The sequence below is a fragment of the Cryocola sp. 340MFSha3.1 genome (assembly GCF_000383315.1).
Taxonomy (GTDB): Bacteria; Actinomycetota; Actinomycetes; order Actinomycetales; family Microbacteriaceae; genus Leifsonia.
In genome coordinates, this window is record NZ_KB911088.1 from 672,495 (window position 1) to 697,180 (window position 24,686).

General features: G+C 71.2%; 28 protein-coding genes. 13 read left to right on the plus strand and 15 right to left on the minus strand.

What is annotated here, in order from left to right; genetic code table 11:
• The first annotated feature begins 48 nt into the window (after window positions 1–48).
• The 3 genes from H284_RS0114210 to H284_RS0114220 all read left to right on the plus strand — a co-directional run bounded on the left by H284_RS0114210 (window position 49) and on the right by H284_RS0114220 (window position 2,546).
• Entirely contained in the window at window positions 49–1,539 is a 1,491-nt protein-coding gene (locus H284_RS0114210) for an MFS transporter (protein ID WP_231371244.1), read from the plus strand.
• A gap of 125 nt (window positions 1,540–1,664) precedes the next feature.
• Window positions 1,665–2,087: a hypothetical protein gene (locus tag H284_RS0114215; protein ID WP_231371245.1), complete on the plus strand. Its 423-nt coding sequence runs from the start codon at window positions 1,665–1,667 to the stop codon at window positions 2,085–2,087.
• A gap of 54 nt (window positions 2,088–2,141) precedes the next feature.
• Window positions 2,142–2,546 (plus strand): META domain-containing protein, encoded by a 405-nt coding sequence (locus H284_RS0114220; protein WP_020076772.1) that lies wholly within the window; start codon window positions 2,142–2,144, stop codon window positions 2,544–2,546.
• Between the two features lie 10 nt (window positions 2,547–2,556).
• Here the strand turns inward: H284_RS0114220 and H284_RS0114225 are convergent, their stop codons facing one another.
• Together H284_RS0114225 and H284_RS0114230 are read right to left on the minus strand one after the other, a co-directional pair.
• Window positions 2,557–2,880, minus strand: a complete 324-nt coding sequence (locus H284_RS0114225; RefSeq protein WP_020076773.1) for an ArsR/SmtB family transcription factor — start codon at window positions 2,878–2,880, stop codon at window positions 2,557–2,559.
• A complete protein-coding gene (locus H284_RS0114230) occupies window positions 2,877–3,335 on the minus strand; it encodes an SRPBCC domain-containing protein (protein WP_020076774.1) in 459 nt (152 codons plus the stop codon). Before H284_RS0114230 ends, H284_RS0114225 begins: the two co-directional genes overlap by 4 nt.
• A 189-nt stretch (window positions 3,336–3,524) precedes the next feature.
• Here H284_RS0114230 and H284_RS0114235 point away from each other — a divergent pair, with 189 nt between their 5' ends.
• Both H284_RS0114235 and H284_RS0114240 read left to right on the plus strand, forming a co-directional pair.
• Window positions 3,525–5,828, plus strand: coding sequence for an FUSC family protein (locus H284_RS0114235; RefSeq protein ID WP_020076775.1), 2,304 nt, complete (start codon window positions 3,525–3,527; stop codon window positions 5,826–5,828).
• A 60-nt stretch (window positions 5,829–5,888) separates the two neighbouring features.
• Window positions 5,889–7,760: an alkyl/aryl-sulfatase gene (locus H284_RS0114240; protein WP_020076776.1), complete on the plus strand. Its 1,872-nt coding sequence runs from the start codon at window positions 5,889–5,891 to the stop codon at window positions 7,758–7,760.
• Window positions 7,761–7,774: 14 nt separating this feature from the next.
• Here H284_RS0114240 and H284_RS0114245 read toward each other — a convergent pair whose 3' ends face one another.
• Entirely contained in the window at window positions 7,775–9,403 is a 1,629-nt protein-coding gene (locus H284_RS0114245) for an MFS transporter (RefSeq protein WP_020076777.1), read from the minus strand.
• Window positions 9,404–9,578: 175 nt separating this feature from the next.
• Between H284_RS0114245 and H284_RS0114250 the strand changes: the two genes are divergently transcribed.
• Window positions 9,579–9,779 (plus strand): hypothetical protein, encoded by a 201-nt coding sequence (locus H284_RS0114250; protein ID WP_020076778.1) that lies wholly within the window; start codon window positions 9,579–9,581, stop codon window positions 9,777–9,779.
• A 37-nt stretch (window positions 9,780–9,816) separates the two neighbouring features.
• Here the strand turns inward: H284_RS0114250 and H284_RS0114255 are convergent, their stop codons facing one another.
• The 4 genes from H284_RS0114255 to H284_RS0114270 are packed head-to-tail and all read right to left on the minus strand — an operon-like array spanning window position 9,817 to window position 12,372.
• The gene (locus H284_RS0114255; protein WP_018192157.1) at window positions 9,817–10,194 is read right to left on the minus strand and encodes a DUF805 domain-containing protein; all 378 of its coding nucleotides are present in this window, start codon (window positions 10,192–10,194) and stop codon (window positions 9,817–9,819) included.
• A 15-nt stretch (window positions 10,195–10,209) separates the two neighbouring features.
• Window positions 10,210–10,887: a hypothetical protein gene (locus H284_RS0114260; RefSeq protein ID WP_020076779.1), complete on the minus strand. Its 678-nt coding sequence runs from the start codon at window positions 10,885–10,887 to the stop codon at window positions 10,210–10,212.
• Window positions 10,884–12,047, minus strand: coding sequence for a DUF8173 domain-containing protein (locus tag H284_RS0114265; protein ID WP_020076780.1), 1,164 nt, complete (start codon window positions 12,045–12,047; stop codon window positions 10,884–10,886). The genes H284_RS0114260 and H284_RS0114265 overlap by 4 nt, the downstream gene beginning before the upstream one ends.
• A gap of 19 nt (window positions 12,048–12,066) precedes the next feature.
• Window positions 12,067–12,372 (minus strand): DUF5652 family protein, encoded by a 306-nt coding sequence (locus H284_RS0114270; RefSeq protein ID WP_018192154.1) that lies wholly within the window; start codon window positions 12,370–12,372, stop codon window positions 12,067–12,069.
• 106 nt (window positions 12,373–12,478) lie between these two features.
• Between H284_RS0114270 and H284_RS0114275 the strand changes: the two genes are divergently transcribed.
• Genes H284_RS0114275 through H284_RS0114285 form a run of 3 tightly spaced genes read left to right on the plus strand, consistent with a single transcriptional unit; the run spans window position 12,479 to window position 14,351 of the window.
• Window positions 12,479–12,970 carry a pyridoxamine 5'-phosphate oxidase family protein gene (locus H284_RS0114275; protein ID WP_020076781.1) on the plus strand — a complete coding sequence of 164 codons (492 nt, stop codon included), beginning with the start codon at window positions 12,479–12,481 and terminating at the stop codon, window positions 12,968–12,970.
• Window positions 12,967–13,866 (plus strand): universal stress protein, encoded by a 900-nt coding sequence (locus tag H284_RS0114280; protein WP_020076782.1) that lies wholly within the window; start codon window positions 12,967–12,969, stop codon window positions 13,864–13,866. The genes H284_RS0114275 and H284_RS0114280 overlap by 4 nt, the downstream gene beginning before the upstream one ends.
• Window positions 13,867–13,889: 23 nt before the next feature.
• Window positions 13,890–14,351, plus strand: a complete 462-nt coding sequence (locus H284_RS0114285; protein ID WP_020076783.1) for a universal stress protein — start codon at window positions 13,890–13,892, stop codon at window positions 14,349–14,351.
• Between the two features lie 25 nt (window positions 14,352–14,376).
• On the opposite strand, the gene H284_RS0114290 is transcribed toward H284_RS0114285, so the two are convergent.
• Window positions 14,377–15,363, minus strand: a complete 987-nt coding sequence (locus H284_RS0114290; RefSeq protein WP_020076784.1) for a glycosyltransferase family 2 protein — start codon at window positions 15,361–15,363, stop codon at window positions 14,377–14,379.
• Window positions 15,360–15,764 (minus strand): universal stress protein, encoded by a 405-nt coding sequence (locus H284_RS20305; protein WP_020076785.1) that lies wholly within the window; start codon window positions 15,762–15,764, stop codon window positions 15,360–15,362. Before H284_RS20305 ends, H284_RS0114290 begins: the two co-directional genes overlap by 4 nt.
• Window positions 15,765–15,964: 200 nt before the next feature.
• Here H284_RS20305 and H284_RS0114300 point away from each other — a divergent pair, with 200 nt between their 5' ends.
• Entirely contained in the window at window positions 15,965–16,822 is an 858-nt protein-coding gene (locus H284_RS0114300; RefSeq protein ID WP_020076786.1) for a universal stress protein, read from the plus strand.
• A 35-nt stretch (window positions 16,823–16,857) separates the two neighbouring features.
• Here the strand turns inward: H284_RS0114300 and H284_RS20310 are convergent, their stop codons facing one another.
• The 5 genes from H284_RS20310 to H284_RS0114325 all read right to left on the minus strand — a co-directional run bounded on the left by H284_RS20310 (window position 16,858) and on the right by H284_RS0114325 (window position 22,002).
• Complete coding sequence (locus H284_RS20310) at window positions 16,858–17,577, minus strand: BON domain-containing protein (RefSeq protein ID WP_020076787.1); 720 nt, start codon at window positions 17,575–17,577, stop codon at window positions 16,858–16,860.
• 70 nt (window positions 17,578–17,647) lie between these two features.
• Window positions 17,648–18,295, minus strand: coding sequence for a response regulator (locus tag H284_RS0114310; protein WP_020076788.1), 648 nt, complete (start codon window positions 18,293–18,295; stop codon window positions 17,648–17,650).
• Window positions 18,292–19,971: a GAF domain-containing sensor histidine kinase gene (locus H284_RS0114315; protein WP_020076789.1), complete on the minus strand. Its 1,680-nt coding sequence runs from the start codon at window positions 19,969–19,971 to the stop codon at window positions 18,292–18,294. Before H284_RS0114315 ends, H284_RS0114310 begins: the two co-directional genes overlap by 4 nt.
• Window positions 19,972–20,090: 119 nt before the next feature.
• On the minus strand, window positions 20,091–20,960 hold the full coding sequence (locus H284_RS0114320; RefSeq protein WP_020076790.1) for a universal stress protein: 870 nt from the start codon (window positions 20,958–20,960) through the stop codon (window positions 20,091–20,093).
• Window positions 20,961–20,985: 25 nt separating this feature from the next.
• A complete protein-coding gene (locus H284_RS0114325) occupies window positions 20,986–22,002 on the minus strand; it encodes a zinc-dependent alcohol dehydrogenase family protein (protein WP_231371246.1) in 1,017 nt (338 codons plus the stop codon).
• Window positions 22,003–22,126: 124 nt separating this feature from the next.
• On the opposite strand from H284_RS0114325, the gene H284_RS0114330 reads away from it, so the two are divergent.
• The 3 genes from H284_RS0114330 to H284_RS0114340 are packed head-to-tail and all read left to right on the plus strand — an operon-like array spanning window position 22,127 to window position 23,941.
• Complete coding sequence (locus tag H284_RS0114330; protein WP_020076792.1) at window positions 22,127–23,026, plus strand: universal stress protein; 900 nt, start codon at window positions 22,127–22,129, stop codon at window positions 23,024–23,026.
• On the plus strand, window positions 23,013–23,432 hold the full coding sequence (locus H284_RS0114335; RefSeq protein ID WP_018192147.1) for a pyridoxamine 5'-phosphate oxidase family protein: 420 nt from the start codon (window positions 23,013–23,015) through the stop codon (window positions 23,430–23,432). Before H284_RS0114330 ends, H284_RS0114335 begins: the two co-directional genes overlap by 14 nt.
• Window positions 23,433–23,455: 23 nt before the next feature.
• Window positions 23,456–23,941, plus strand: coding sequence for a universal stress protein (locus tag H284_RS0114340; protein WP_231371247.1), 486 nt, complete (start codon window positions 23,456–23,458; stop codon window positions 23,939–23,941).
• 97 nt (window positions 23,942–24,038) lie between these two features.
• Here the strand turns inward: H284_RS0114340 and H284_RS0114345 are convergent, their stop codons facing one another.
• A complete protein-coding gene (locus tag H284_RS0114345) occupies window positions 24,039–24,593 on the minus strand; it encodes a flavodoxin family protein (protein ID WP_020076794.1) in 555 nt (184 codons plus the stop codon).
• Window positions 24,594–24,686: the final 93 nt, after the last annotated feature.

Consider the following 24,686-nt stretch of genomic DNA (forward strand, 5'->3'; position numbering starts at 1 on the left):
TTTCACGATTAGCTTGTGTCACTAAGTTTAGTCGCATAACCTAGTGACATGTCCTCTGAGCAGACCGCTCCCATTGTCCCCGAGCCGCCCGTCCGTGTCGGCCGCCACGCTCCGCGCTCCCTCCGCGATGCGTGGATGGCTCTCACCGGCCTCTCCGCCGTGTTCCTGTTCGAGATGCTCGACAACTCGATCCTCAACGTCGCGCTGCCCACCATCGGCCGCGATCTCCACGCCTCGACCGCCGGTCTCCAGTGGGTGACAGGCGCGTACGCGGTCGTGTTCGGCGGCTCCATGCTCGCCTTCGGCGCCATCGCCGACCGGTACGGCCGCCGCCGGGTCATGCTCATCGGCCCCGTCCTGCTCGGCCTCGCCAGTCTCGCGACCGCGTTCGTCTCGTCGACGGAAGAGCTGATCGCCGTGCGCGTCGGCATGGGAATCGCCGCCGCGATGACGACACCCGGCTCGATGGCGCTCGCGTTCCGGCTGTTCGCGGCGGACGACCTGCGCGTCAAGGCGATGACCGTCATCTCGACGGTCGGGCTCGTCGGACTCGCGATCGGACCGATGGCCGGCGGCTTCGTGCTCGCCATCGCCCCCTGGCAGGTGCTCCTACTGGTGAACGTCCCCATCGCGGCGCTGGCGATCGTGGGCGTGCGGCTCGGCGTCCCCGCCGACGACCCCGCTGGGCTGCATCGGGACCCCATCGACCTGGCGGGTGCGGCGCTGGGCACCGCCGCCATCGTGCTCGCGCTGATCGCCCCGACACTGTTCGTGGAGCAGGGAATCGAGGCCTGGATGCCCTGGCTGGTGACGGCCGCGGCCGTCGCCGCAGGGGTCTTCTTCGTCGTACGGCAGCGGACCGCCCGCCATCCGCTCCTCGAGCTGTCACTCATCGCGCATCCCCTCGTCTCCAGCGGTCTGGCGTTCAAGGCCGCTGCCGCGATCGCCACGGCGGGACTGGGATACCTCGTCACGCTGCAGCTGCAGCTCGACTGGGGGTGGCCTCCCGCGCTCGCGGCGCTCGGGATGCTGCCGCAGGTCGTCGTCCTGCTCGCGGGAGGGGCGGTCATCACCCCGTTCGTACGCCGAGTGGGGATGGAGCGGGCGGCCTGGATGAGCGCGAGCGCCGTCGTCGCGGGCCTCGCCGTGTACGCCGTTCTCGGCCGCTTCGGGTACGGCTGGATCGCCGTGGCCCTCGTGCTGGTCGCGGCGGGCATCCGGGTCGTCGGCGTGGTCGCAGGCACGAACGTCCTCCGCGGCCTCCCCGAGAGCCGGACCACCATCGGCGCGGCGCTCACCGACACCGCGTCCGAAGTCGCCTCGGGCGTCGGGCTCGCCGTCGCGGGGACGGTGCTCGCGGGACTCTTCGCAGGGAGCATCGCGACGGCGGGATGGACGGCGCAGCAGACGGCGGAGTTCCGCGAGGCCGTCACGGTCGCGGGGCTGGCGCTCACGGTGGTGGCGGGTGCGCTCGTGCTCTGGGGCTTCCTGCGCGCGCGGGGTGGCGCCGAAGCGCCCGAGGCGCCCACCGCATCCTGACCCCCGCCGCATCCTGACACCGCCGAATCCTGACCACCGCCGCGGTGCCGCGCTGCGCCCCGCGAATACGGGCCACTCGTATTGGGGCGCGCAACACGGCGCAGGGGAGGTCTACCGTGGGCGGCATGTTCCGGTTCCCTCGTGAAGCGACGCGCCGGCGGCGGCCAGACCCCGCCGTCGGCTCGTTGCTCGCGGGCGCGATGGCGGGCGGCATCCGTGACATCTACGGTCACACCGTCACGTACGTCCCGGAGGACCTGGTCTACGTCGAGCGGCTGTTCACCGACCTGCGCACCGACGACGGCTTCGTCGGCGACGAGTTCACCTTGCAGAGCCTGGGCTGCCTGATCGGCGAGATCCTGGTGCGGACCGACGGCGGCCGATGGAGCAGCGCTGCGCCGCGGCGCGGAGTGCCGGAGGACGCCGGGCTCGCAGTGGTGCTCCCGAACGGGCGAACGGTGAACCCCATCCGCGCCGCCTACGACCGCGCCGACCACGGATCCGACTCGTCTGTCATCCGCTTCCGTCAGGTCGCTCTCGCCTCCTGACGTCCGGGCGATACTGCCTAGCCGATCGGCGCCCGCCGCGCTCATACTGGCGCCGTGACTCCAGCGCACCGACTTCGCCCCGCCACCGGACGCGCCATAAGCGCACGCGCCATCGCAGGCGCCTCGGCGCTCCTGCTGGCGCTCGCCGCTCTGGCCGGCTGCGCCCCGTCGAGCGCCTCCGACTACACCGGAACCTGGACCTCCGACCATCCGGCCGGCACCAGTCTCGACCTGAAGGACGGCGGCCAGCTCAGCGGCAACGACGGCTGCAATTCGCTGACCGGCACCTGGAGCGAGTCGAAAGGATCGATCACCTTCGGCGCGCTGGCCACGACCAAGAAGGCGTGCGCCGACGTGGATCCGTGGCTGTCGAAGGCCGCGAGCGCGCGCTCCGACGGCGACACCCTGAACGTCTACGACGAGGCCGGGACGCAGATCGGCGTGCTCGACCGCACGTGATCCTCCGGAGTCATCCCTCGACGTGGATGCGCAGCCGATGCAGCGCCGCATCCCACCGCGCCGATGCCTGCTGCAGCAACTCGCCGGCCGACGCGAGCGCGACCGGGTCGACCCGCCAGAGCCGTTCCCGTCCGCGGCGCTCACTGTGCACCAGGCCTGCGGCGTCCAGCACCGCGAGATGCTTCTCGACCGCCTGCCGTGTCACCGGGCGTTCGGCCGCGAGCCGCGCCGCCGTCCTCGGGCCCGTCTCGCCGAGGGTGAGCACCAGCCCCAGCCGGGTGGGGTCGCCGAGCGCGGCGAACACCGGCGCGGCGGCGTCGAACGTCGCGATCACGCGCGTCCCAGATACGTACTGAGAAGCCGGGTCTGCGCCTCCCAGCCGCCGTCGTTGCTCTCGCGCGTCTGATCGCGGACGTCCTCGGGCAGTGCCCCGAATCCGTCCTCCGTGATGGTGACGCGGACGCCGTCGCCCTCGGTCGCCAGGCGGAATTCGACGGTCGTCAGCACGTCGGAGCCCGGCGCCGGCTGCCAGCGGAACGCGAACCGCGTCGGCGGCTCGATGGCGATGACCTCGGCCGTGATCGGGGATCCGCGGTGCGGCTCCTGCGCGGCGGCGACCTGTGCGTCGACCGTCGTGGGGACGATCCGCCCGGTCGTCGTCCGGCCGACCTCGAACGGCCCGTCGAACTCCGCGCCGAACCACGCCCCGAACTCCCTGGAGTCGACGATGGCCGCCCACACCCGCTCCTGCGTCGCCCGCACCACGATGCTGCGCTCCACATCCACCATAATAAGCAACCTCCCGGTTGCCTTTCTACCACACCACCCCCGCGCGCCCATACCCCCCACCGTCGAGTCCGCGAACTTTGCACGCTCGCCCGGCGCGGCGCGTGCAAAGTTTGCGGACTCGACGGTGGGGGGAGGGGGTGGGCGACGGAGAGAGGTGCCGAGTAGGGTGTGGCCGAGGGAGGAGACCGCGTGCGGGTGACGTCCTGGCTCCGACGCCACGATCCGGGCTTCAGCGCGCTGCGTCGCGCGGCGCGCGCGGCCATCGCGGTACCCCTGCTGTTCCTGCTCGGCAGCCGGGTCATCGGCAACCCCGAGGTCGCACTGTTCGGCGCGTTCGGCGCGTTCGCCATGCTGCTCTTCGTCGACTTCGGCGGTCCGCTGCGCGAGCGGGTGCAGGCGCACGCAGCGCTCGCCGTCACGGGAGCGGTGCTCGTCTGCCTGGGAACGCTCGCCTCCTCGCCGATCTGGCTGTCCGCGCTCGCGATGGCCGCGGTCGCCCTCGTCGTGCTCTTCGCCGGCTCGGTGAGCTCCGTCATCGCGTCGGCCGGCACCTCCCTTCTCCTCTCGTTCGTGCTGCCCGTTACCCTGCCGGGGACGGTGGCCGACATCGGCCCGCGGCTGCTCGGCTGGGGCATCGCCGCGGCCGTCGGCCTCGTCGCGATCACCCTCCTCTGGCCGGCGCCCGCACGCGAGCCGCTGCGCCTCCCCGCCGTCGAGGCGTCCCGCGCGCTCGCCGCACGCATCCGGGCCGAACTCCCCGCGATGGGGGATGCCGCCGAGATCGCCGCCCTGCGCGAGCGGACCGCTGCGGCGGGAGAGGCCGCGGTCAGTACGCTGCAGAGCGTCTTCCTGGCCACCCCGTACCGCCCGACCGGGCTGAGCGCGCCGGCGCGGACGGTCGTCCGCCTGGTCGACGAGCTGAACTGGCTGAATGCGGTGATCGGCCAGATGGTCCGCCACCGGGCCGCACCGAGCGACGGGGTGGATGCTGTCGGCCCGCGCTCGGCGACGGCCGCGGCAGCGCGACTGGGGGCGGCCGCAGCCGACGTGCTCGAAGAGGGCGCCCTCGTCCTCGCCCAGCACGCCGCGGATCCCGCAGCACTGGAGTCGGCGCTCGACCGCCTCGCGGTCGAGCGGGCGGCCGTGGAGCAGACGACGCTCGCCGTCTCCCCGGTGGGGCGGACCGCCGCCTCCGACGAGCAGGCCGAACGGTTCGTGGCAGCCCTCGACCCCGGGTTCCGCGCGCAGGAGCTCGCCTACGCCGTCGAGACCGTCGCGGGCAACATCGCCCTGACAGCACGGGCGGAGCGACGCACCTGGTGGCAGCGGATGCTGGGGCGCCAGCCGGGTGATCTGAACGGTCCGCTGGCCGCAGCGACGGAGCGGGCGACCGGGTTCGTCGGCTGGAACTCGGTGTGGCTGCGCAACAGTATCCGCGGTGCGATCGGGCTGGGCCTCGCCGTGCTGCTCGCCAAGGCGACGGGCGTGCAGCACTCGTTCTGGGTGGTGCTCGGAACGATGTCCGTGCTGCGCTCCAGCGCCCTGAACACCGGGCAGACCGCCCTCCGCGGCGTGCTCGGCACGGTCGTCGGCGTCATCATCGGTGCGGCCGCCCTGTTCGTCATCGGCGACAACCCCGTCGCGCTCTGGCTGGTGCTCCCGGTCGCGATTCTCGTCGCGGGCGTCGCCCCTGCGGCGATCTCGTTCGCCGCCGGTCAGGCCGCGTTCACGGTCGTCCTCGTCCTGCTGTTCAACGTCATCGCGCCGACGGGATGGACGGTCGGTCTCATCCGGATCGAGGACATCGCCCTCGGCTGTGCCGTCAGCCTCGTCGTCGGCGCACTGTTCTGGCCGCGCGGCGCCTCCGCGTCGCTGCGCACGGCCGTCGGGGATGCGTATCTGGCCGGCATCGACTACCTCCGTGCCGCCGTCGAGTTCGGGCTGGCGCGGTGCGACCCGGCGACACCGCGCGGCGCCGAGCCGCGCCAGCAGTCATTGCGCGCCGCTGCGGCATCCCGTCGGCTGGACGATGCCTTCCGCACCTACCTGACGGAGCGCGGTGCCAAGCAGCGTCCGCTCGCGGAGGTGTCGGCGACGGTCACGGGTGTCGCCGGCATCCGCCTCGCCGCCGACGCGATCCTGGAGCTGTGGCGCGGTCAAGAGTCCGACGTGGCGGCCGCTCCTAGCGCGGCCGCCGCTCACACGACCCTCGACGGGCAGGTCGACCGCCTGGAGGAGTGGTACCGCGCCCTGGCCTCCGCCCTCACGGCCCGCGTCGATCTGCCGACGCCGGCGCCTCCGGATCCCGCCGCCGACCGCTCCCTCGCCTCCGCGGTGCTCGGCGAGCTCGACCATTCGACCGCCGGGGCCGCGACGGCCGTCCGCATCATCTGGACGGCCGACTACCTGGAGGTCGTCCGCCGCCTGGAGCGCGCCATCGTCGAGCCCGGCGCTCCGCCGATTGCATCGACGGGCGAACGAGGTCGGGTCTAGCCACGGACCGGTGCGCCGTTACATCATCTGCGCGACACCACCGCGACGAGGGGATGCAGCATGCAGCAGAACGATCCGGCTCCGTCCATCCGAGAGGCCCACCGGGCAGCGAGCGCAGCGCTCCCGTTCTCCGACGACGCGGACTTCGCGGCGGCCGAGCGCGGCTTCCTCGGCACCCTGGACGACCCGGCCATCCGCGACGCGTCCGGCGCGGTCGTCTGGGACACCTCCACCTTCGGCTTCTTGGAGGGGGATGCGCCGCTCACGGTTCACCCGAGCCTCTGGCGCCAGGGGAAGCTCGTGCTGAAGAACGGGCTGTTCGAGGTGACGGAGGGCCTCTACCAGGTGCGCGGGCTGGACCTGTCGGTGATGTCGTTCATCGAGGGGGACTCCGGCGTCATCGTCGTCGATCCGCTTCTCACGAAGGAGACGGGAGCCGCCGCCCTCGGACTCTACCGGCGGCACCGCGGCGACCGCCCGATCGTCGCGGTGATCTTCACGCACAGCCACCTGGACCACTTCGGCGGCGTGCTCGGCATCGTCAGCGCGGAGGAGGTGGATGACGGCCGCGTCGAGATCGTCGCCCCGGCCGGGTTCATCGAGCACTCCATCTCGGAGAACGTCTACGCGGGGACCGCGATGGCGCGGAGGGCCGGCTACATGTACGGCGCCGCGCTCGACCGCGGCTCCTCCGGTCAGGTGGGGGCGGGCCTCGGCCTGACCCTGTCGACGGGTGAGACGACCCTGCTCGTCCCGACGATCGACGTCGCCGAGACTGGCGAGAAGCTCACCTTCGACGGGGTGGAGTTCGAGTTCCAGCTGGCCCCGAACACCGAGGCTCCGGCGGAGATGCACTTCTTCATCCCGCGCTACAACGCGCTGTGCATGGCCGAGAACGCGACCCACAACCTCCACAACCTGCTGACCCTCCGCGGTGCCCTCGTGCGCGACCCCCACGTGTGGTCGGAGTACCTCACCGAAGCGATCGAACGCTACGGCGACAGCGCCGACGTGCTCTTCACCTCCCACCACTGGCCCACCTGGGGGCGGGATGAGCTGGTCGCCTTCCTGCGCGTCCAGCGCGATCTGTACGGGTACCTGCATGACCAGACGTTGCGGCTGCTGAACAGGGGGCTGACCGGCACGGAGATCGCGGAGGAGCTGACGCTGCCGCCGACGCTGGAGCGCGAGTGGAGCACGCGCGGCTACTACGGGTCCGTCTCGCACAACGTCAAGGCGATCGCGCAGCGCTACCTCGGCTGGTTCGACGGCAATCCGGCGCGGCTCTGGCCGCATCCACCACAGGCGCTCGCCGAGCGGTACGTGACGGCACTCGGCGGCGTCGACCGCGTCGTCGAGCTGGCACAGGCGGCCTACGACGATGGCGACTTCCGCTGGGCGGCCACTTTGCTCGACCACGCCGTGTTCGCCGATCCGGACAGCACGGCCGCGAAGTCCCTCTATGCCGACACCCTGGAGCAGCTCGCCTACGGCTCGGAGAACGCCACCTGGCGCAACTTCTTCCTCTCAGGAGCGACCGAACTGCGGGAGGGCAACTTCGGAACCCCGACCGCCGCCAACGCCCCGGCCGTGCTCGCCGAGCTGACCCCCGAGCAGATCTTCGACTCGATCGCCGTCACCGTCGACGGGCCGAAAGCGTGGGATCTGGACCTGTCACTGGAGGTCGTCTTCAGTGACCTCGGCCGCACCTTCCACCTGACCCTGACGAACGGCGTGCTCATCCATGTCGAACGCCCTGCACCGGGAGACGTGCCGCTGCGTCTGACGATCACCAAGCCGGACTTTTTGGCGCTGCTGGGCGGGAATCCGTCGCCGTCGAGCATGTCGCTGGAGGGTGCTGCCGGGGTGCTGCAGCAGCTGACGGCCGTGTTGCAGCCCGGGGACCCCGACTTCCACATCGTCCTGCCCTAGAACCAGCCCGTGTCTCAGGTGCGGCGGGCCGACCGCCGTTCGGGCCGCGACGGCGTGGGCTCTGCCGATCCGCCGACGATCTCGCGGGGCAGGTTGCGTGAGAAGAACAGCGCGCCGCACGACACCAGGGCGAGCGCCGCGAACGACAGCTCGAGCGACCGCAACTGCGACGTCTCGTACAGCCCGGCCAGGGCTTTCGCGTCGTCGTCGCCGAGTCCGGCGTCGGTCGCGATCTTCGGCACGTCGGCGACGGCGACCGGAGTGATGCCCTCCTGGGTGCGCTCCTGCACCGTGCTCTTGACGTCGTCGGGCAGTGTGCTCTCGGCCACCGCCCCGGCGAACACGCTCGAGAGCGACGCGATCATCACCGAGCCGATCAGCGCAGTTCCGAGCGACGAGCCCAGGTTCTGGAAGACCCCCTGGATGCCGCCGGCCTCGCTCAGCTGGGTGGGCCCGACCGCCGACATCGTGACGTTGCCGAGCTGGGAGGCGAGCAGGCCGAGCGCGGCCCCGGCGATGAACATCCCGGTGGCGAACAGCCAGTTGTTGAGCTCCACATCCACCGAGCCGAGCAGGATGAGGCTGGCCACCACCAGCGTCAGCTGGCCGATGCGCGCGATCAGGCGCGGCGAGAACCGTTTCGAGAACATCGTGCCGAGGACCGAGAAGAGGACGAGGGAGATCGAGAGCGGGAACACGCGGATCCCGGTCTCGAGCGCATCCAGCCCCAGGGTCAGCTGCAGGTAGATCGGGACGATGAAGAAGAGTCCGGCCGTCACGGTGTACTGGATCGCGAGACTGCCGACACCCGCGCGAAGCTGGGAGATCCGCAACAGGGACACATCGAGCAGCGGGGGCCGGCCGCTGGCCACGAGCCGGCGCTGCCGTACGAAGAACAGCCACAGCAGGACGCAGCCGGCCGCCACAAGATACGGCACCGGCGACAGCCCGAGCAGCGTGTACGGCGCTCCCGCCCCGGCGAGGATCCAGCCCCAGCTCTTGGTCTGCAGCAGGGCGTAGACGATCAACACCAGGCCGGCGGCGGAGAGCAGGACGGAGAGGATGTCGATGCGGATGCGCGATCGCGTCCCGTGATCGCCGACGAGGAAGCTGAACAGCAGGACGACGGCCATGATGACGACCTCGCCGGCGAAGACGTACCGCCAGCTCGCGTAGGTGGTCAGGAAGCCGCCGATGAGCGGACCGGCGGCGACGGCAGCTCCCGACGACGCCCCGATCACGGCGAAGGCGGTGACCCGGGCGTGGCCCTGGTAGTTGTCCGCGATCAGCGCCGCGATCGCCGGGATGACCAGCACGGCGCCCAGCCCTTCGACGATCGACCAGCCGAGGAACAGCACGACGATGTTGGGGCTGAGAGCTGTCGTCAGCGACCCGATGGCGTACACGATCGATCCGATGATGAGGGCGCGCTTGCGGCCCCAGACATCACCGAGCTTTGCTCCGAGCAGCATGAACGCCGCCATCGTCAGTGTGTAGAAGGTGATCGCCGACTGCATGGCGGCGATCGTCGTATCAAGGTCAGCCACGACCGTCGAGATGGACACGTTCATGACGGTGCTGTCGAGCACCATGACGAACTGCGCCGCCCCCAGCACCGTCACCGCACCCCAGCGTCCCGCCATGGCTGCACCTCCCGTGCTCCCGGTGGCCGCATGCTAGCCCCGCGCGCCCGTCTCCGGACACCCACGGTTTCCGGCGACCGCATGGGCGTATCAGGCGCCGAAGGCCGAAAGACCCTTCCCGAGCCCCCGCTCGCCCCTCAGGATTTGGCCACGACGACGCAGACGGGAGATCGACATGGCTGACGGGGCGAACGCGAGGACGATCGTGCGGGACGGGCCGTGGGGGTTCTTCTTCCTGCTCGCGTACATCGGCGCGGCGATCTACTTCATCTCGGTCTCCGACGGCTCCTTCGGGGGCGTCGTCCTCGGGCTGCTGCAGGCGATCGTGTGGCCGGCCTACGTGGTCTACCACCTCTTGGTGCTGCTTGGCGCCTGAGCCCGAACGAGCTCAGGCGAGGTGAGCGGACCCCGAATCAGGCGCGGACGGTGTTGTCGGGGAGCCGCCCCTGCGTCTGCTCCGTCGTTCCCGGCTGGGCCAGGAAGACGATCAGGACGATCAGTCCGGCGATCGGGAGCAGCAGCCAGAACAGGTTCGTCCACGACCTCCCGCTGTCGCGCAGCCGGCGGACGGTGACCGCCAGGTACGGCAGCAGCACGGCCAGGCCGAACGCGGCCGACAGGCTGCTGCCCAGGTAGATGGTCCCCTGGGGCGTGATGAGGTTCAGCGCGTTGAGCGCCGCCCCGCCGAGGTACACGAACAGCGCGAACCACCAGAACTCGGGCCGCGCCGCCGTGCCGGTGAACGTCGCGTACTTCTTGAACGCGACAGCGATCGCTTCGAAGAACGACATGGTCCCCACCCCTTCTCATTTCCCCTGTGGCTGCGAGCGTATGGTGCCGGCCGGCTCCCGGGCGGGTCCAAAGTCCCGCCGCGAGACGGCGGTCGTCGTGAACAGCGACGCGGCCGTCGGGGCGGTGAGCGCGGCGATCGTGACGGCCATGAGCACGCCGGCGCCGAGGTAGGCCACGACGACGAGGAGCGCCGGCGTGTGCTCATCGATGATCGGCGACGGCGCGGCGGTCCAGAGGACCGCGGCCGCCCATGCCCCCATCGTGACCGGGATCCACCGCGCGGTGCGCCGACGGCGGAGCGCCAGCCATTGCGCCGTAGGGATGGATGCGAGCAGCAGGAGAGCACCGACGACCAGCGCCGCGATTCCCACGGGATTCCGCAGGTCGACCCCGAGGGTGCTCGGGAGCATCCCGAGCGACCACGCCAGGGCGGCTCCGCCGCTCGTCGCCACGACCCAGGCCGGCCCGAGCTGCGCCCTGCCCGCCGCCCACTGCTGCGCGAGCCCGAGGAGCGCCCCCTCGACCGCCCCGCCGGCCACGATCATGGCGTATGCGGTCCAGACGTCGATCGCCGGTCCGGCCGCGGTCACGGCGACGGCGACCGTCGCGGCAACGGCGAACCCCAGGGTCTCGCCGACCGTGACCGCGGCGATCCAGCGGACGACGAACGCCCGCCTCGGCGTGCCGCTCACGTGTTCGGGGTGCGAGTGCTCTGCACCCGCGCGTCCGTCGCATCCACGACCGCCGACTCCACGGGTGCCGTCGGGTGGGACGGTTCCGCTGCCACCGGCCGCGTCGAGTCCCACGGTCGCTGCCGACGGAACTCCAGGAGCTGCGCGCCGAGCCCGAAGGACACCATCCCGACCCAGACCAGGATGTTGAGCCACGGGATCTGCAGCCCGACGATCAGGATCAGACCGCCGAGGAACGACGTGAGAACCGGGTGGTGCCGGCCTCGGAGTACGAGCCGCCCGAGATAGTGGGCGCTGAACAGGAACGTCGCGAGCGTGAGCACGGTCCAGACGAGGATCCCCGCCAGCGCGAGCGGTGCGCCCACGATGGTCACGAGCAGGAAGAGCAGCGCGAAGGGAACGACGATCGCCGCCACGAATCCCACGAGGAGGGCACGCCAGGGGGAGGGGAAGAGCTGGTCGGTCACCCTGTCCAGCCAGCGCGGGATGAGAAGTGCCGCTGCCACCGTGATGAGGCTGAGGGCGACGAGCGCATAGAGGAGGCCGAGCAGCCAGCCGATGACCACAGCCCACGGCGAGATCTCGACCGCCGGCGACCGTTGGGGCTGAACGTGCTGCACCGTGCCGCCGACTGCTCCGCTCGCGATCTCGGCCGTCCTGTCGCTGGAGTAGGTCACATCCCCGCCGACGGTTCCGTCGATGGTGAGTTTCGTGACGCTCGCCTGCAGGTCTCTGCCGACGTCCCCCGCGATGACGATGGAGCCGGCCCCCGCGACGATGTCCTTGCGGACGGATCCGCCGTCGGCGACGACGAGGCTGGAGGCGAAGATCGTGGCGCTGCGTGCGACATCGCCGGAGATGGTGACATCCTGGGCAGCCAGCCGGACGCTTCCGTCGACGGTGCCGCTGATCGTGATCGTCTGCGCCGCGGCGATGACGTCCCCGGTGATGTCGCCGCTGATGCTCACGGTCTGCCCGGCGGCATACACGTCACCGTCGACGGGGCCTGAGACGTCGACGGCCGTGCCGGTGTAGAAGTGCGGTCCGGCGTCGGCGCCCGTAGCCGCCGGGTACGCGGCAGCGCCGCCGAGGCCGAGCATCAGGAACCCGGCTATGACCGTCGCGGTGACGAGTCTGCCCGTGTGCGATCGAACGTTCATGTCAGGGCCTTCCCTCGCGTCACGTCTCTTGGGTGTGGCCGCCCTGCGGCGGCTCGCCGGTGGCGGTCAGGATGGCCTGCTCCACGCGGTCCTCGACGCGGTGCCGACGGTCGACCCCGAACAGGTACACCGCGTCCAGGACGCCGAGGGTGTTGGTGAGGAGGAGGGTGACGAACCAGGGTTTGCTCTGGTTTCGGGCGGCGCGCCAGAGCGACACGCCCTTCCAGGCGAGGCTCCACGCCACGATCGCGCCGAATGCCGCTGCGCGTGCGGGCGGGAGGTCGCGGCCGTGCATCCATGCCGTGTTCTGCTGCGTGGTCTTCATGTGCCGACTCAAGTCGTTTCTCCGGCGCGCGAGAAGGGTCGAAGGTCCTGGCGCGTGGACCTCCGCCCGCGGGAGGCTCGGAACATCAACGATGTGAGGAGCACCGATGCCTGTCGAACTGAGCCGCGATGAGATCGACGATCTGCTGGCGAATCAACTGGTCGGCCGCCTGGGCCTGATCGACGGCGACGCGCCGTACGTGGTGCCGATCTCGTACGCGTACCGCGACGGCGACATCTACGCCCACAGTGCGCAGGGCAAGAAGCTCGACGCTCTGAGGAGCCATCCCGAGGTCTGTTTCGAGGTGGATGACGTGGTCAGCGTGGACGAGTGGCGCAGCGTCATCGCCTGGGGCACCTTCGAGCAGTTGCTGGGCGCCGATGCCCGCGAGGGCCTGGACGTGCTCCTCGACCGGCTGCGCCCGGCGGCCGCGGGTGGGGCGAGCGATCATCCGGGAGCGCAAGTGGGGATGGTCCGTACCCTCGACATCCCGCGCATGGAGGAGGCGCACGCGGACCTCGGCCGTCCGAACGCCGCCGCCGCCGTCTTCCGGATCCGTCTGCACACGCTCACGGGTCGCGCGGAGTCCCGACGATGAGCGACGGCAGGACCGTCGTCGGATTCGACGGCACGTCGGCATCCTGGCGCGCGCTGGACTGGGCGCTCGATCGGGTCGAGCGACGTGGCGGTGCGCTGGAGATCGTGACCGCCCTCGACACGCGCCTGGGCGCCGCGGTCTTCGGCCCGCACACCGATCTCTCGGAGACCGTCGAAGTCGGGCTCCGAGAGGCGGAGGCCCACGCGACCGCCCTCGCACCCGGCGTGCCGGTGCGCGCCCGCTGGGTGGACGGGCCGCCGTCCGGCGCTCTGATCCGTGCAGCGCGCGACGCCGCATTGCTCGTCGTCGGAACCGACCGGCACACGGACGGTTCCGGCGCGAGGATCGGCTCGCTCCCGCTGCGCCTGGCGGCCAAGGCGGACTGCGCGGTCGCGGTCATCCCGGACCCCGGTCCTCTCGGCGCCGCCCCATTGAAGCGGAACGCCGTGGTGGTCGGCGTCGACCGGTCACCGTTCGCCCGCTCGGCGCTCGCCCTGGCGGTCGCCGAGGCGAGCTGGCTGGACGCCGAGGTCGTCGCGGTCCACGCCTGGGATGTGCCCGAGTCGTTCGAGCGCGCACTCGACGAGGGCCGGGAGGTCGATCCCGGGTTCGTCGAGGCGGAGTCGCGCGTCGTCCCCGACGCCGTCGCCGATGTCCCGATCGCCCACGCAGCTCGGATCCGCCCCGTCCTGGTGCGTCGGAACCCGGCCGCCGCCCTGATCGAGCAGGCGCGGGATGCGGCGCTTCTGGTCGTCGGCACCCGCGGCCGCGGGGCGGTCGCGGCAGCGATGCTCGGCTCGGTCAGTCACGACGTGCTGCTGAACCTGCCCTGCCCGGTCATCGTCACACCCATCGAATACACGTACGTGGTGCCCGGCACCGACGACGTGATCTGAACCGGCGACAGCGGAGGAGCATCATGCAGACAGGCAAGATCGTTTCGCCGCCCATCGTGTGCGGCGTGGACGGATCGGACGAGTCACGCCGCGCCCTCCACGAGGCGGCGACCCTCGCCCGGGCGCTCGACACCCGGCTCGACGTCGTCATGGCCTGGCAGCATTCCACTTCCATGTACGACGCCTACTTCCCGTCGCCCGAGCAGTCGCCGAAGGTGGTGGCGTACTCGACGCTGCAGGAACTGGTGACAGCGGAGTTCGGGCAGACGATCCCGGATTGGGTCCGGCTGCGCGCCGAATCCGGTCACGCAGGCAGCGTGCTCGTGGATGCCGCCCGCGATGCCGCGATGCTCGTCGTCGGAAGCCGCGGTTTGAGCGGACTCGCGTCGCCGTTCCTCGGATCGGTGAGCCTCTATTGCGCGACCCAGGCGCCCTGCCCGGTGCTCGTGGTCCGTCCGCAGGGCGGGGATGCGCACCGGCGGTGAGCGCCGGCCTCCGTCGCCCGCATGCTCACCGGCGACGCCGGCAGCGGTTGCGGCTGCGTCGACGCGCGGCCAGCGTCATCTGCTCCCGATCGAGAGCGAACGTGTTCACCGACCAGGCGAGGTGACGCCGGAGGGACGGCCAGGACGCCAGCTGACGGCCGGAGACGCCGACACGGAGCCGCGGGTCGTAGAGGACGCTCATGTCCGGTTCGAGCTGGATGCTGAGGTCCAGGTCGTCGTGGATGTCGGTCCGCTCGCGGTGGACGAGGGGGCTCATCCGTCGCCAGGTGGTGCATTGCAGTGCGAGGTTGGAACCGAACAACGGCGGATGTCCGAGCATCGCGCCGACCGCGCGGAAGTAGCCGCCGAGGTAGAGGACGCGCCCGGCCCACGCCAGCAGGCGACGGGTTCCGTAGAACTCGCCGGTTCCTGTCACTGCGCTCCAGCCGTCGGGATCGCAGAGGTCTGCCGCGACGCGTTCCAGCCAGTCCGGGGCCGGGCGCGAATCGGCGTCCAGGCGCGCGAGGATCTCCCCGCGCGAGGCGTCCAGCCCCAGAGCCGTCGCGTTCGGGATGCCTCCCGCATGAGCGGCGACGACGCGGGCCCCGGCCGCGAGGGCGACGGAGCGACTCTCGTCGATGCTCCCGTTGTCCACGACGATGACCTCGAACGGCAGCAGTGTCTGAGCGGCGAGGGCCGCCAGGCAGACGGCGAGCATCGCCGCGTCGTCGCGGCAAGGGATCACGACGGAGATGCGGGTCGAGGGGGATGCCGGCGCGGGCCGGGGACGGGTGCCACCAGGGTCAGCCACGAAGGACCCCAGGACGCCCAGGATTTGAGCGATCGGCGCGGCGAACACCGTCGTCACGGCCCCGATCATGACCATGACCAGCACGAACAGCACGACCCCCCAGAGGGCGCTGATGCCGGCCATGCCCAGGAGCGCTCCGACGCCGCCGGTTCGGCGGGCCCGTTCCCGCCGGCGGACGGCCGCAGACGTCGTGCCGGTCATGGTGCACGGTCCACGGTCTCGCGACCGGTGTCGGAGTGGGCCGGGGTGCGGGTGTGGTGCATGATGACCATCGGGCAGGATGCACGGACGCCCAGGGCGGTGCCTCCTGATCCACGACTGCCCACGACGAGCAGGTGGGCGTCCCGGCTGCACTCCGTGAGGGCGTCTGCCGGCTCCCCGACCCGCGTGGCCACCCGGAGGTTCGGCGGCGGGGCACCGTGGAACGCTTGGAGGAGCGCGTGCCGCGAGATCGTCCGCGCCTCGGCTTCGGTCGCTCCGGCCGTCACCGCAAGGATCGGCCGCCGGCGATTCGCGGCGATGCCGCAGGCCCACCGGAGCGCATCGACGGAGGACGCCGATCCGTCCACCCCGACGACGATGGGGGCCAGGCGCGTGTTCATAGGGTTCTCCTCCCTGGTCGCTGCGAAGGGCGGTCCGGGCGATGAGGCGAGGCTATGCCGGCGATGTCCCGGCAGGTCAGGGCACAAGGTCCCGCGCACGGCGGGACCTTGTGCCCTCGGCCCGGGCTGCGCGATGCGATCTGCTGGTGGGGCCGAGGACGCGCACGACGGTTCCCGGATGACGAGCGGAGGAGAAGACGATGAGCAACCGCACGATCGTCGGCTGGGATGGCTCCCTGGAGGCGGACATCGCCCTCGAGTGGGCCGTCCGCCGGGCCGAACAGGAGAAGGACGGCATCATCCTCGTCGATGTGGAGGACACCAGCCTCCCCGTTCCCGGACAGGTGATCACGCCCCAGATGGTCGCGGCTCGGCACGAGTCCGCGGACGAGCAGGCGCAGCGCCTCAGCGACCAGCACTCCGGATTGCGGGTGAACACGCACATCCTGGCCGGCGACCGCCTGGAGGAGCTGCGCCGGTTCTCCCGGCCGGACAATCTCCTCGTCGTCGGGACCGGCGTGCGCCGCGGCCCCCGGTCGCGCTATCACTGGTCGCTCGGCGCACGTCTGGCGGCGACGGCGCGCGGAGCCGTGGCGATCATCCCGGATCTGCCGGACGACGCCCGGTCGACGGTGGTCGTCGGAGTCGACGGCTCCGAGGTGTCGTTGAAGGCGGCCCGATACGCCGCTCATGAGGCGCGCCGTCTCGGAGACGAACTCGTCGTCGTGCACGGCTGGCTCGACCCGCTCATCGCCGTCTCCGACATGCGGATGGAGGGCCCCCTGCTCGGTGAGCTGGAGGAGGAGCACCGGAAGGTGCTGGACTCCGTCGTGGACAGCCTCCGCCGGGCGAATCCCGACCTGACGATCTCGTCGTCCCTGGTCCGGGACCAGGCGTATTACGCACTCGCGGAGCCTGCCCGTTCGGCATCGCTGCTGGTGCTCGGCACTCAGCAGGCGCGCGGGATCGACCGGTTCCTTCTCGGATCCGTGAGTCACACGATGATCCTCCACATCGAGACGCCCACGATCGTGGTCGCCCCGGAATGCCTGATCTGATCGTCAGGACCGGACCGGAACGGACCGGGCCGGCTCTAGTCGATCGGCTTCGACGAGGTGTCGACCACCAGCTGGTCGTGCACGGCCGATACGTGCGGCGACGACCACGCGGTGCGGACGGCCTGCGTCCGTTCGGCCCACGATCCGACGTGGCCCGTCAGAGTGACCTCCGAACCATCCACGGCGACGTGGATGCGCCGGGCTTCGATGACGGCGTTGCGGGTGATGGCGTTGCGGATCTGCTCCTCGACATCGTCGCCGTCCGGCCGGCGGGTCAGCTCGATCCTGCTCTCGACCTCATGCACTCCGGAGATGCGCTGCACGGCCTTCTTGGCGGCGACGCGCTCGTGGTCCCAGTCGACGGTGCCGAGGAGGACCACCCGATGGCCATGCACCTCCGCCCGGATCCCGTCGTGCGGTACACCGGACGTCCAGGCGAGGATGGCATCGACGGCGCGGGCGAGCCGGTGCCCCTGGGGCTCTCCGTCCCCCGGGGGCAGACGCAACTCGTCGGCGACGGTACGCACCCCGGCGACGCGCTCAGCAGCCTCGACGGCGGCGATCCGCTCGTGCAGCGAACCCACGTCGCCGGTGAGCGTGACCAGGCCGCCGTCGACGGCGACGCCGATGCTCGCGCCGTCCACATCCGGAGCCCAGGCGAGCTCCGCCTCGACCGCTTCGCGGACCGTGAGGTCGTCGAAGCGGTGGGCGTGGTCCTTCGTCGGCCGGGCAGGGGATGCGGATGCGGTGTCCATGCCATCCAGCGTGCCCCCGCGCGACGGCTACGGCTGAGTCGAAGGTCCCGCGAGCGTCGTCCGCACCCGGTCAGTGGACCGAGCGGCGGTGCTCGAGCTGCAGGACGGCGGCCTGCGTCCGCCGTTCGAGGCCCAGCTTCGCCAGCAGGGAGCTGACGTAGTTCTTCACCGTCTTCTCTGCCAGGCCCAGTCGTTCGCCGATCTGCCGGTTGGTGAACCCGTCGGCGATGAGCGCGAGCACCTGGCGCTCGCGGAGGCCGAGGGAGGCGAAGCGCGGGTCGTCGGCGGGCTCGCGCAGCTGGGAGGCCATACGGGAGGCGATCCGCGGGTCGATGAGCTTCTTGCCCCGGGCGGCTGCGCGGATGTCATCGAGCAGCGAGCTGCCGCGGATGTCCTTGATGACGTATCCGTCGGCTCCAGCGATCAGCGCGGCGCGCAGGGCGTCCTCGTCGTCGTACGCCGTGAGCATGAGGCAGCGGATACCCGGGTCGTCCTGCTTGACCCGCCTGCAGACGTCGATGCCGCTCCCGTCGGGGAGTCTCACGTCCAGCACCGCGACGTCGGGCCGGACGGCGAGGATGCGCGAGCGGGCCTGCCCAGCCGTCGCCGCCTCGCCGACCACCTCCAGGTCCTCCTGCGCGTCGATCAGCGCGGCGAGGCCGCGGCGCACGATCTCATGGTCGTCCACCAGGAAGACGCGGATGGGCGGAGCCGTCATCGGGTACCCTCCAGAACCGGGAGCCGGAGCAGGAGCCTCGTGCCCCGTTCGCCGGACTCGACGTCGAAATCCCCGCCCCGCAACCGCGCGCGTTCGGCCAGGTTGCCGAGGCCGCTCCTCCGGGTCGTCTCGCCCATCCCGGATCCGTCGTCGGCGACGATCGCCGTGATCTCCTCGGCCGAAGCCGTCACGGCGACCGACGCGGTCCGGGCGCCGGCATGACGCACCACATTGGTCAGCCCTTCACGGACGAACGCGGCGAGGTCGTCGGCCAGCTGCGGCTCGGACACGACATCCACAGGCCCACTGAAGGAGACGGTGGCCGGGACCGGGAGACCGCCGCCCACCTCGTGGACGATGTCGAGCAGCCGATGACGCAGGCTCCCGGTCGAACCCTGGTTGTGGGAGAGTGCGAAGATCGCGGTCCGGATCTCGGCGATGGCCTGATCGATGGACGTGACCGCTCCCTCGATCCGGTCGGCGATGGCTCCCGGACCGACAACCGATTCGACGCTCTGCAGTTCGATGCCCGCTCCGAAGAGTTGCTGGATGACGTGGTCGTGGAGGTCCCGCGCGATGCGTGCCCGCTCCTCCAGCAGGAGCGCCCGCTGACGATCGGCACGGCCGGCGGCCAGCTCGAGCGCCAACCCGGCCTGGTGGGCGAATGCGGTGGCGCGTTCGAGGTCGAACGCACTGAAGCCGACGGCGCCGGCCTTCCGCACCGCCACCAAAGCAGCCGTGCGGCCGTCCAGGAGGGAGAAGGGCGCGACGAGGATCGGCCCGGCGTCGGGGTGGTCGGCGACGGCGTCGGGGAGGCCTCCCAGCCGCGTCGGCTGCATGCCCTCCAAGGCGCTGCGCACCTGCTCCGCTCCCGCCACGACCTCGGCGAGGGCTCTCTCGGCATCGCGTGCCGCTCTGATCCGGGGAAGGGCACCGGGCTCCTGCTGGAGCACGAATGTCGCACCTGCGCCGAGCAGCGTCTCGGCGCGATCAACCAGCTCGCTGAGCGCGTCCGCGGACTCGCCGCCCAGGATCGACGCCGTCAGCTCCGCGGTCGCCGCGGCCCAGGTCTGGCGCGAGCGCGACTCCGCGTACAGGCGCGCGTTGTCGATGGCGAACCCGGCGTTCGCCGCGAGCGCCTTGACCAGCTGCTCGTCATCCTCCGTGAACTCGCCTGACTCCGGGTCCGTGAGGTACAGGTTGCCGTAGACGGTGTCACGCACGGTGATCGGGACACCGAGGAAGGCCGTCATCGGCGGGTGGCCATCGGGGAAGCCGGCCGAACGGGAATCGTCGGCGATGGAGTCGAGCCGGATGGGCCGAGGATCGTCGATCAGCGCCCCGAGCAGCCCGTGCCCCTCGGGGAGGTGGCCGATGCGGTGGACGTCCTCCGGCGTCATCCCGACGTGGATGAACTGCTCGAGTCCTCCGCCCTCGGCGATCACGCCGAGCGCGCCGTAACGGGCGCCGACCAGGTCGACCGCCGCCTCGGCGATCGTCCGCAGCACGGTCGGCAGCTCGAGATGGGAGACGACCGCCCGGTTGGCGCGGACCAGCGCGCGCAGACGGCCCTGGGTCTGCAGCACCTTGCCCGCCTGGTCGACCAGCTGCGCCAGCGCACTGTCGAGTTCGGCGCGCGGCGCGTCGGGGAAGGTGATCGGGTCGTCGCCCGACATGTCTCTCACCCGCTTTCGAGGCGCCACGGCGAGGGGCGCCGAGTGACGCGCCTCGCCGTGATTCTAGCCAGGGCCGGCGGGCGGCACATCCCCTGCGTGCATGCGGGAACGCCGGCGGCTCAGTCGTCTCCGCTCTCCGCGCCGATCAGGAGGGTCGGCGCCGCCAGGTCGAGCACGAGCCCGTGGGACACCGATCCCAGCCAGGCCCGCGACCACCCGGTGAGGCGACGGCTTCCGACGACGAGCAGGAACGCGTGCTCCGACTCCAGCCGGAGGCCGGCGACGGGAGAGCGGCGCAGGAGCACCGGCTCCGCGGTGAGAGCGGGATGCTCCTCCCGGGCCTGACGGACGAGGGTGTCGAGCAACTGGCGATGCGCCGCCTCCAGCGAGTCGGCGAAGTCATCGTCGGGCACGATCAGCGGCTCCTGCGCGAGGGGCTCCTGCCAGCAGTGCACGACCCGGAGGGTCTGACGGAGAGTGACGGCCTGGGCCGCTGCGAACTCCAGAGCCCGCGACGCGACGGCCGAGCCGTCCACACCCACGACGATGCCGGATCGCTGCCGGGCCGCCGCGGGGTCCTCGACCGGAACGATCGCGACCGGACCTGTTGCCGCGGTTGCGAGCCGGGCGCCGAGCGACCTGCCGTAACGGAGGCGCGGCCCGACGCGATGCGCCGTGCCCACCACGACGAGCGCGGCTATGGTCGTCTGCTCGGACAGGACCTCGAGTGGATCGCCGACCAGCAGGGCGCTCGCGGTCACGGCGCCGGGATGGTCCGCCGCGAGCTCCTCCAGCCGCAACGCGAGACGCTGCTCCTCCTGAGTCGTGGCACGTTCCAGTGCTCCCTCGTCTCCGACGAAGAGCGAACGTTCGACGACGTCGAAGATCTCGATGGGAAGCCCGGTGCCGTGGGACAGCCGCAACGCCCACGCGAGGGCGGCCTCCGATCCCGCCGAGCCGTTCCAGCAGACGACGATCCGTTTCAGCATGCGTTGTCCTTCTCTCTCGTTCGTGTCACGTACCGGACGGGGCCGCCGCGACGCGGAGCACCATCGACCCGTGTGCGCGCCCGTCGCGGAGCCGGGCGATCGCATCGTCGAGGTGGTCGAATGGGATCTCGGTCACCCGCGGGCGGAGGCGGAGGTTGCGGGCGATGTCGAGGAAGCGCATCCCGTCGGCGCGGGTGTTCGCCGTGACCGTCCGCAGGTCGCGCTCGCGGAAGAGCGCATCCGTGTAAGAGAGGGCGGGGATGTCGGACATCTCGATCCCGGCCAGCACGACCGTCCCACCGCTCCGCGTCGCCCGCAACGCGACCGGCACCAGTTCACCGGCCGGCGCGAACACGATCGCGGCGTCGAGGGCCTCGGGCGGGTCCTCCCTCTCCGTGCCGACGAAGGTGGCGCCGAGGTCGCGCGCGAGCTCGCGGTTCTGCTCGCCGCGGGTGAGGGCGAACACGCGGGCCCCGGACGCCATGGCGAGCTGTGCGGTGAGATGGGCGCTCGACCCGAACCCGTAGACGCCGAGGACGCCGCCAGGCGTCAGGTTCGCCCGTTCGAGCGCACGGAAGCCGATGATCCCCGCGCAGAGGAGCGGTGCGGTGAGGACGGGGTCCGCGTCAGGCGCAAGTGGATAGACGTAGGCCGCGGGAGCCGTCAGATAGTCGGCGAAGCCGCCGTCCGCATCCCAACCGGTGTACTCCGACCGGGGGCAGAGATTCTCGGCGCCCTCTCGGCAGAACCGGCATTCGCCGCAGGTGCGGCGCAGCCACGCGACACCGACCGGGTCTCCCGGTCTCAGGCCGCGCAGGCCGTCGCCGAGCGCTTCGACGCGTCCGACGACCTGGTGACCGGGCACGACCTGCATGCGGTGCACGGGGATCTCGTGGTCGACCACATGGAGATCGGTGCGGCAGATGCCGCAGACCTCGACGCGCACGAGCACCTCGCCGACCGCCGGCTCCGGCACCGGTATTCGGACCGTCTCCAGGCCACCCGGCTCGCCTGTCGTCCGCCATGCTCGCATGGATGCCATGGGTCGCCTCCTTGCTATCGAGTCAAGTGGCCCGCCGCCGGTCCTCCCGGGTCGAAGGTCCCGCGGGACCAAGGACCCTTCGCCGGTGTTCGCGCTGCGCGACAGTGGGAGCGGAGGTACCCGAATGGAGATCCGCAGATACATCGTCGGCGTCGACGGTTCATTGCCGTCGAGAGCGGCGATCCGCTGGGCCATCGGCCACGCCCGGCAGGATGGCGCCGAGGTCACTCTGGCGCACGTCGCCGACGACGAATGGGGGGCCGTCGGCGTCGAACTCATCGACGAGGTCGACGCCGGCGCTCGCCGACTGCTCGACGAGGAGGTCGCGTACGCGCGATCGCTGCAAGGGACCGCGGGCCTGAAGGCCGAATTGGTGAGGGGCAGCCCGATGGCCGTCCTCGCCGCCCTCGGCGACGCCGAGACGATGCTGGTCGTCGGCACGCACAAGACCGGATTCCATTACGGCCGCGCGTTCGGCTCCCGCAGCCTGCAGCTGGCGAACCTGGCCGTCGGCCCTGTCGCGATCGTCCCCGACACCGAGTCGCGCCTGCGTCGTGGCGTCGTGGTCGGCGTCGATGACAGCACGGCCGGCATCGCCGCGCTCGATGTGGCAGCGGACTTGGCCTGCGATCACAACTGCGAGCTGACCGCGGTGCGGTCCTCCGGGCCGTCCGCCGGCGCCGATCGACGGGATGCGGAAGCCGAGGTGATCACCCACCACGACGACGAGGCGCGCACACTTCTTGCGGGGGCCGTCGAGCGCATCCGTCGTCGTCAGCCGGGCATCACGATCCGCAGCCGGGTGGTGCGGCGGCCGCCCGGCGCCGCCCTCAACGACATCGCCCGCAGCGCCGAGGTGCTCGTCGTCGGCGACTCCCGGCGAGAGCAGGCCCAGCCCGGAGGACTCGGGTCGGTCGCCTACGACGTGCTGCTCAACGTGTCGTCGCCCACCATCGTCGTCCACGCGCCGCCGGCGGTCTCGACGGCGCAGGAACCGGAAGGGGAAGCCCATGTCGTCCGATGAACCCGTCCAGGAACTGGACAGGGCCGAGTGCCGCGAGCTGCTGAAGCAGGGCGTGCTCGGACGTCTCGCCACAGCGGTCGGAGGGGAGGTCGACATCTTCCCCGTCAACTACTACTCGGATGGGGACAGCATCCTCATCCGCACCGCGCCGGGCACCAAGCTCCTCGAGCTCACCGTGCACAGCGCCGTCGCGTTCGAGACCGATGGCTACACCGACGAGGAGGCGTGGAGCGTCGTCGCCCACGGCCGCGCCCGGCAACTCGAGCACCAGGCCGAGATCGACGAGGCCGACCGTGCACCCCTGCAGCCGTGGGTGCCCACGCTCAAGTACCGCTACATCCACATCGACATCACCGCACTGAGCGGTCGGCGTTTCCGCCGTTCGGCGGAGCCCGAGCGCTGGTGACGAACACGGAAGGGAACGCGCACATGTCCGATCGGAACGAATCCGTCGCCACGGAGTCGGAGGATTTCATCCGCCCCGGTGGTCGCATCGTCGTCGGGGTCGACGGGTCGGCGTCCTCGCTCTCCGCGCTGCGGCGCGGGTCGCGGATGGCCGAGCGGCTCGGATGCACGCTGGTCGGAGTGACGGTGTGGGAGTTCCCGCAGTCGTGGCCCGGGTATGTGATGGACGGATGGTCACCGGAGGCGGATGCGCACTCGATCGCCGACCAGGCGGCGGAGGAGGTCTTCGGGTCGACGCCGCCATCCTGGTACTCGAAGGTGATCCGCAACGGCTCGCCCGCGCGGCAGCTGATCGCCGAGTCCGAGGACGCGGAGATGCTGATCGTCGGCAGCCGCGGTCTGGGCGGCTTCACCGGGCTGCTCCTCGGTTCCGTCTCGCGCTCGTGCGTGGAGCACGCCGACTGTCCGGTGCTGGTCATCCACGGGGCCGAGGGAGCCGGCCGGCACTGACGCCCGGCGGTACTGACGCGCAGCCACCTCGATGTGCGGAACCCCTGCGGCCGACCCGAACGGCCGCAGGGGTTCCGTGTTCCCGGTTGCGCTGCACTCAGCGGAGCGCCGGGGCCTGGAGCTCGGTCGCCAGCGTCCGCCCCCAGTCGCGGGCGAGCTCCAGCTGACCCGGCTCGAGCACACTGTCCTTGTCGACGAGGAAGCTCTGCCGTTCCACGAAACGCCGCGATCCGAGCTTCTGGAGCCGCTTCTCGATGCTGTGTGCGGCCGAGCCGGAGAACAGCTCCGTCATGTCCGCGCGGGTGTCGAAGGCGGCGAAACGGGCTGGGGCGTCGCCGCAGCTGTCCAGCCACTCGCGTACACCGATCCCCTCGGCGTCCGGCTCGAGGGTCAGGTGACGTGCGGGATCGTCCGCCCAGGCTCCCGCCTCCGTGCGGGTGGCCGGCCTGCTCAGACCGTGGACGTGGGTCGGCGCCCCGACGACCACCAGGTCGACATCGGGGAACGACTCCGGCGCATCTTTCACGGGGATGACGGTGACGGTCGCCGCAGAGCGCAGCCCATCGGCGATCGCGTCGGCCACCGCGCGGGTGCTGCCGAACATGGACTCGTAGATGATGGTCGCCCGGGCGACGGGAGGTGTCTGGTTCATACCGGCAGTCTCGTGCGCCGCTGCGGGGTCGTGCAGGGTCGAAAGTCACGTGGAGCGGGCGGGACCTTCGGCTCTACGCCACGGGGTTCCGCA

Excerpts from the sequence above, each read along its gene's own strand:
- H284_RS0114245 (WP_020076777.1), bottom strand. The coding sequence starts at position 9,403 with ATGGCGGGACGCTGGGGTGCGGTGACGGTGCTGGGGGCGGCGCAGTTC.
- H284_RS0114275 (WP_020076781.1), top strand. The coding sequence starts at position 12,479 with ATGCCTGTCGAACTGAGCCGCGATGAGATCGACGATCTGCTGGCGAAT.
- H284_RS20305 (WP_020076785.1), bottom strand. The coding sequence starts at position 15,764 with ATGAACACGCGCCTGGCCCCCATCGTCGTCGGGGTGGACGGATCGGCG.
- H284_RS0114240 (WP_020076776.1), top strand. The coding sequence starts at position 5,889 with ATGCAGCAGAACGATCCGGCTCCGTCCATCCGAGAGGCCCACCGGGCA.
- H284_RS0114285 (WP_020076783.1), top strand. The coding sequence starts at position 13,890 with ATGCAGACAGGCAAGATCGTTTCGCCGCCCATCGTGTGCGGCGTGGAC.
- H284_RS0114325 (WP_231371246.1), bottom strand. The coding sequence starts at position 22,002 with ATGGCATCCATGCGAGCATGGCGGACGACAGGCGAGCCGGGTGGCCTG.
- H284_RS0114250 (WP_020076778.1), top strand. The coding sequence starts at position 9,579 with ATGGCTGACGGGGCGAACGCGAGGACGATCGTGCGGGACGGGCCGTGG.
- H284_RS0114215 (WP_231371245.1), top strand. The coding sequence starts at position 1,665 with ATGTTCCGGTTCCCTCGTGAAGCGACGCGCCGGCGGCGGCCAGACCCC.
- H284_RS0114335 (WP_018192147.1), top strand. The coding sequence starts at position 23,013 with ATGTCGTCCGATGAACCCGTCCAGGAACTGGACAGGGCCGAGTGCCGC.
- H284_RS0114320 (WP_020076790.1), bottom strand. The coding sequence starts at position 20,960 with ATGCTGAAACGGATCGTCGTCTGCTGGAACGGCTCGGCGGGATCGGAG.
- H284_RS0114255 (WP_018192157.1), bottom strand. The coding sequence starts at position 10,194 with ATGTCGTTCTTCGAAGCGATCGCTGTCGCGTTCAAGAAGTACGCGACG.
- H284_RS0114280 (WP_020076782.1), top strand. The coding sequence starts at position 12,967 with ATGAGCGACGGCAGGACCGTCGTCGGATTCGACGGCACGTCGGCATCC.
- H284_RS0114290 (WP_020076784.1), bottom strand. The coding sequence starts at position 15,363 with ATGACCGGCACGACGTCTGCGGCCGTCCGCCGGCGGGAACGGGCCCGC.
- H284_RS0114340 (WP_231371247.1), top strand. The coding sequence starts at position 23,456 with ATGTCCGATCGGAACGAATCCGTCGCCACGGAGTCGGAGGATTTCATC.
- H284_RS0114310 (WP_020076788.1), bottom strand. The coding sequence starts at position 18,295 with ATGACGGCTCCGCCCATCCGCGTCTTCCTGGTGGACGACCATGAGATC.
- H284_RS0114265 (WP_020076780.1), bottom strand. The coding sequence starts at position 12,047 with ATGAACGTTCGATCGCACACGGGCAGACTCGTCACCGCGACGGTCATA.
- H284_RS0114210 (WP_231371244.1), top strand. The coding sequence starts at position 49 with ATGTCCTCTGAGCAGACCGCTCCCATTGTCCCCGAGCCGCCCGTCCGT.
- H284_RS0114230 (WP_020076774.1), bottom strand. The coding sequence starts at position 3,335 with ATGGTGGATGTGGAGCGCAGCATCGTGGTGCGGGCGACGCAGGAGCGG.
- H284_RS20310 (WP_020076787.1), bottom strand. The coding sequence starts at position 17,577 with ATGGACACCGCATCCGCATCCCCTGCCCGGCCGACGAAGGACCACGCC.
- H284_RS0114300 (WP_020076786.1), top strand. The coding sequence starts at position 15,965 with ATGAGCAACCGCACGATCGTCGGCTGGGATGGCTCCCTGGAGGCGGAC.
- H284_RS0114315 (WP_020076789.1), bottom strand. The coding sequence starts at position 19,971 with ATGTCGGGCGACGACCCGATCACCTTCCCCGACGCGCCGCGCGCCGAA.
- H284_RS0114345 (WP_020076794.1), bottom strand. The coding sequence starts at position 24,593 with ATGAACCAGACACCTCCCGTCGCCCGGGCGACCATCATCTACGAGTCC.
- H284_RS0114330 (WP_020076792.1), top strand. The coding sequence starts at position 22,127 with ATGGAGATCCGCAGATACATCGTCGGCGTCGACGGTTCATTGCCGTCG.
- H284_RS0114270 (WP_018192154.1), bottom strand. The coding sequence starts at position 12,372 with ATGAAGACCACGCAGCAGAACACGGCATGGATGCACGGCCGCGACCTC.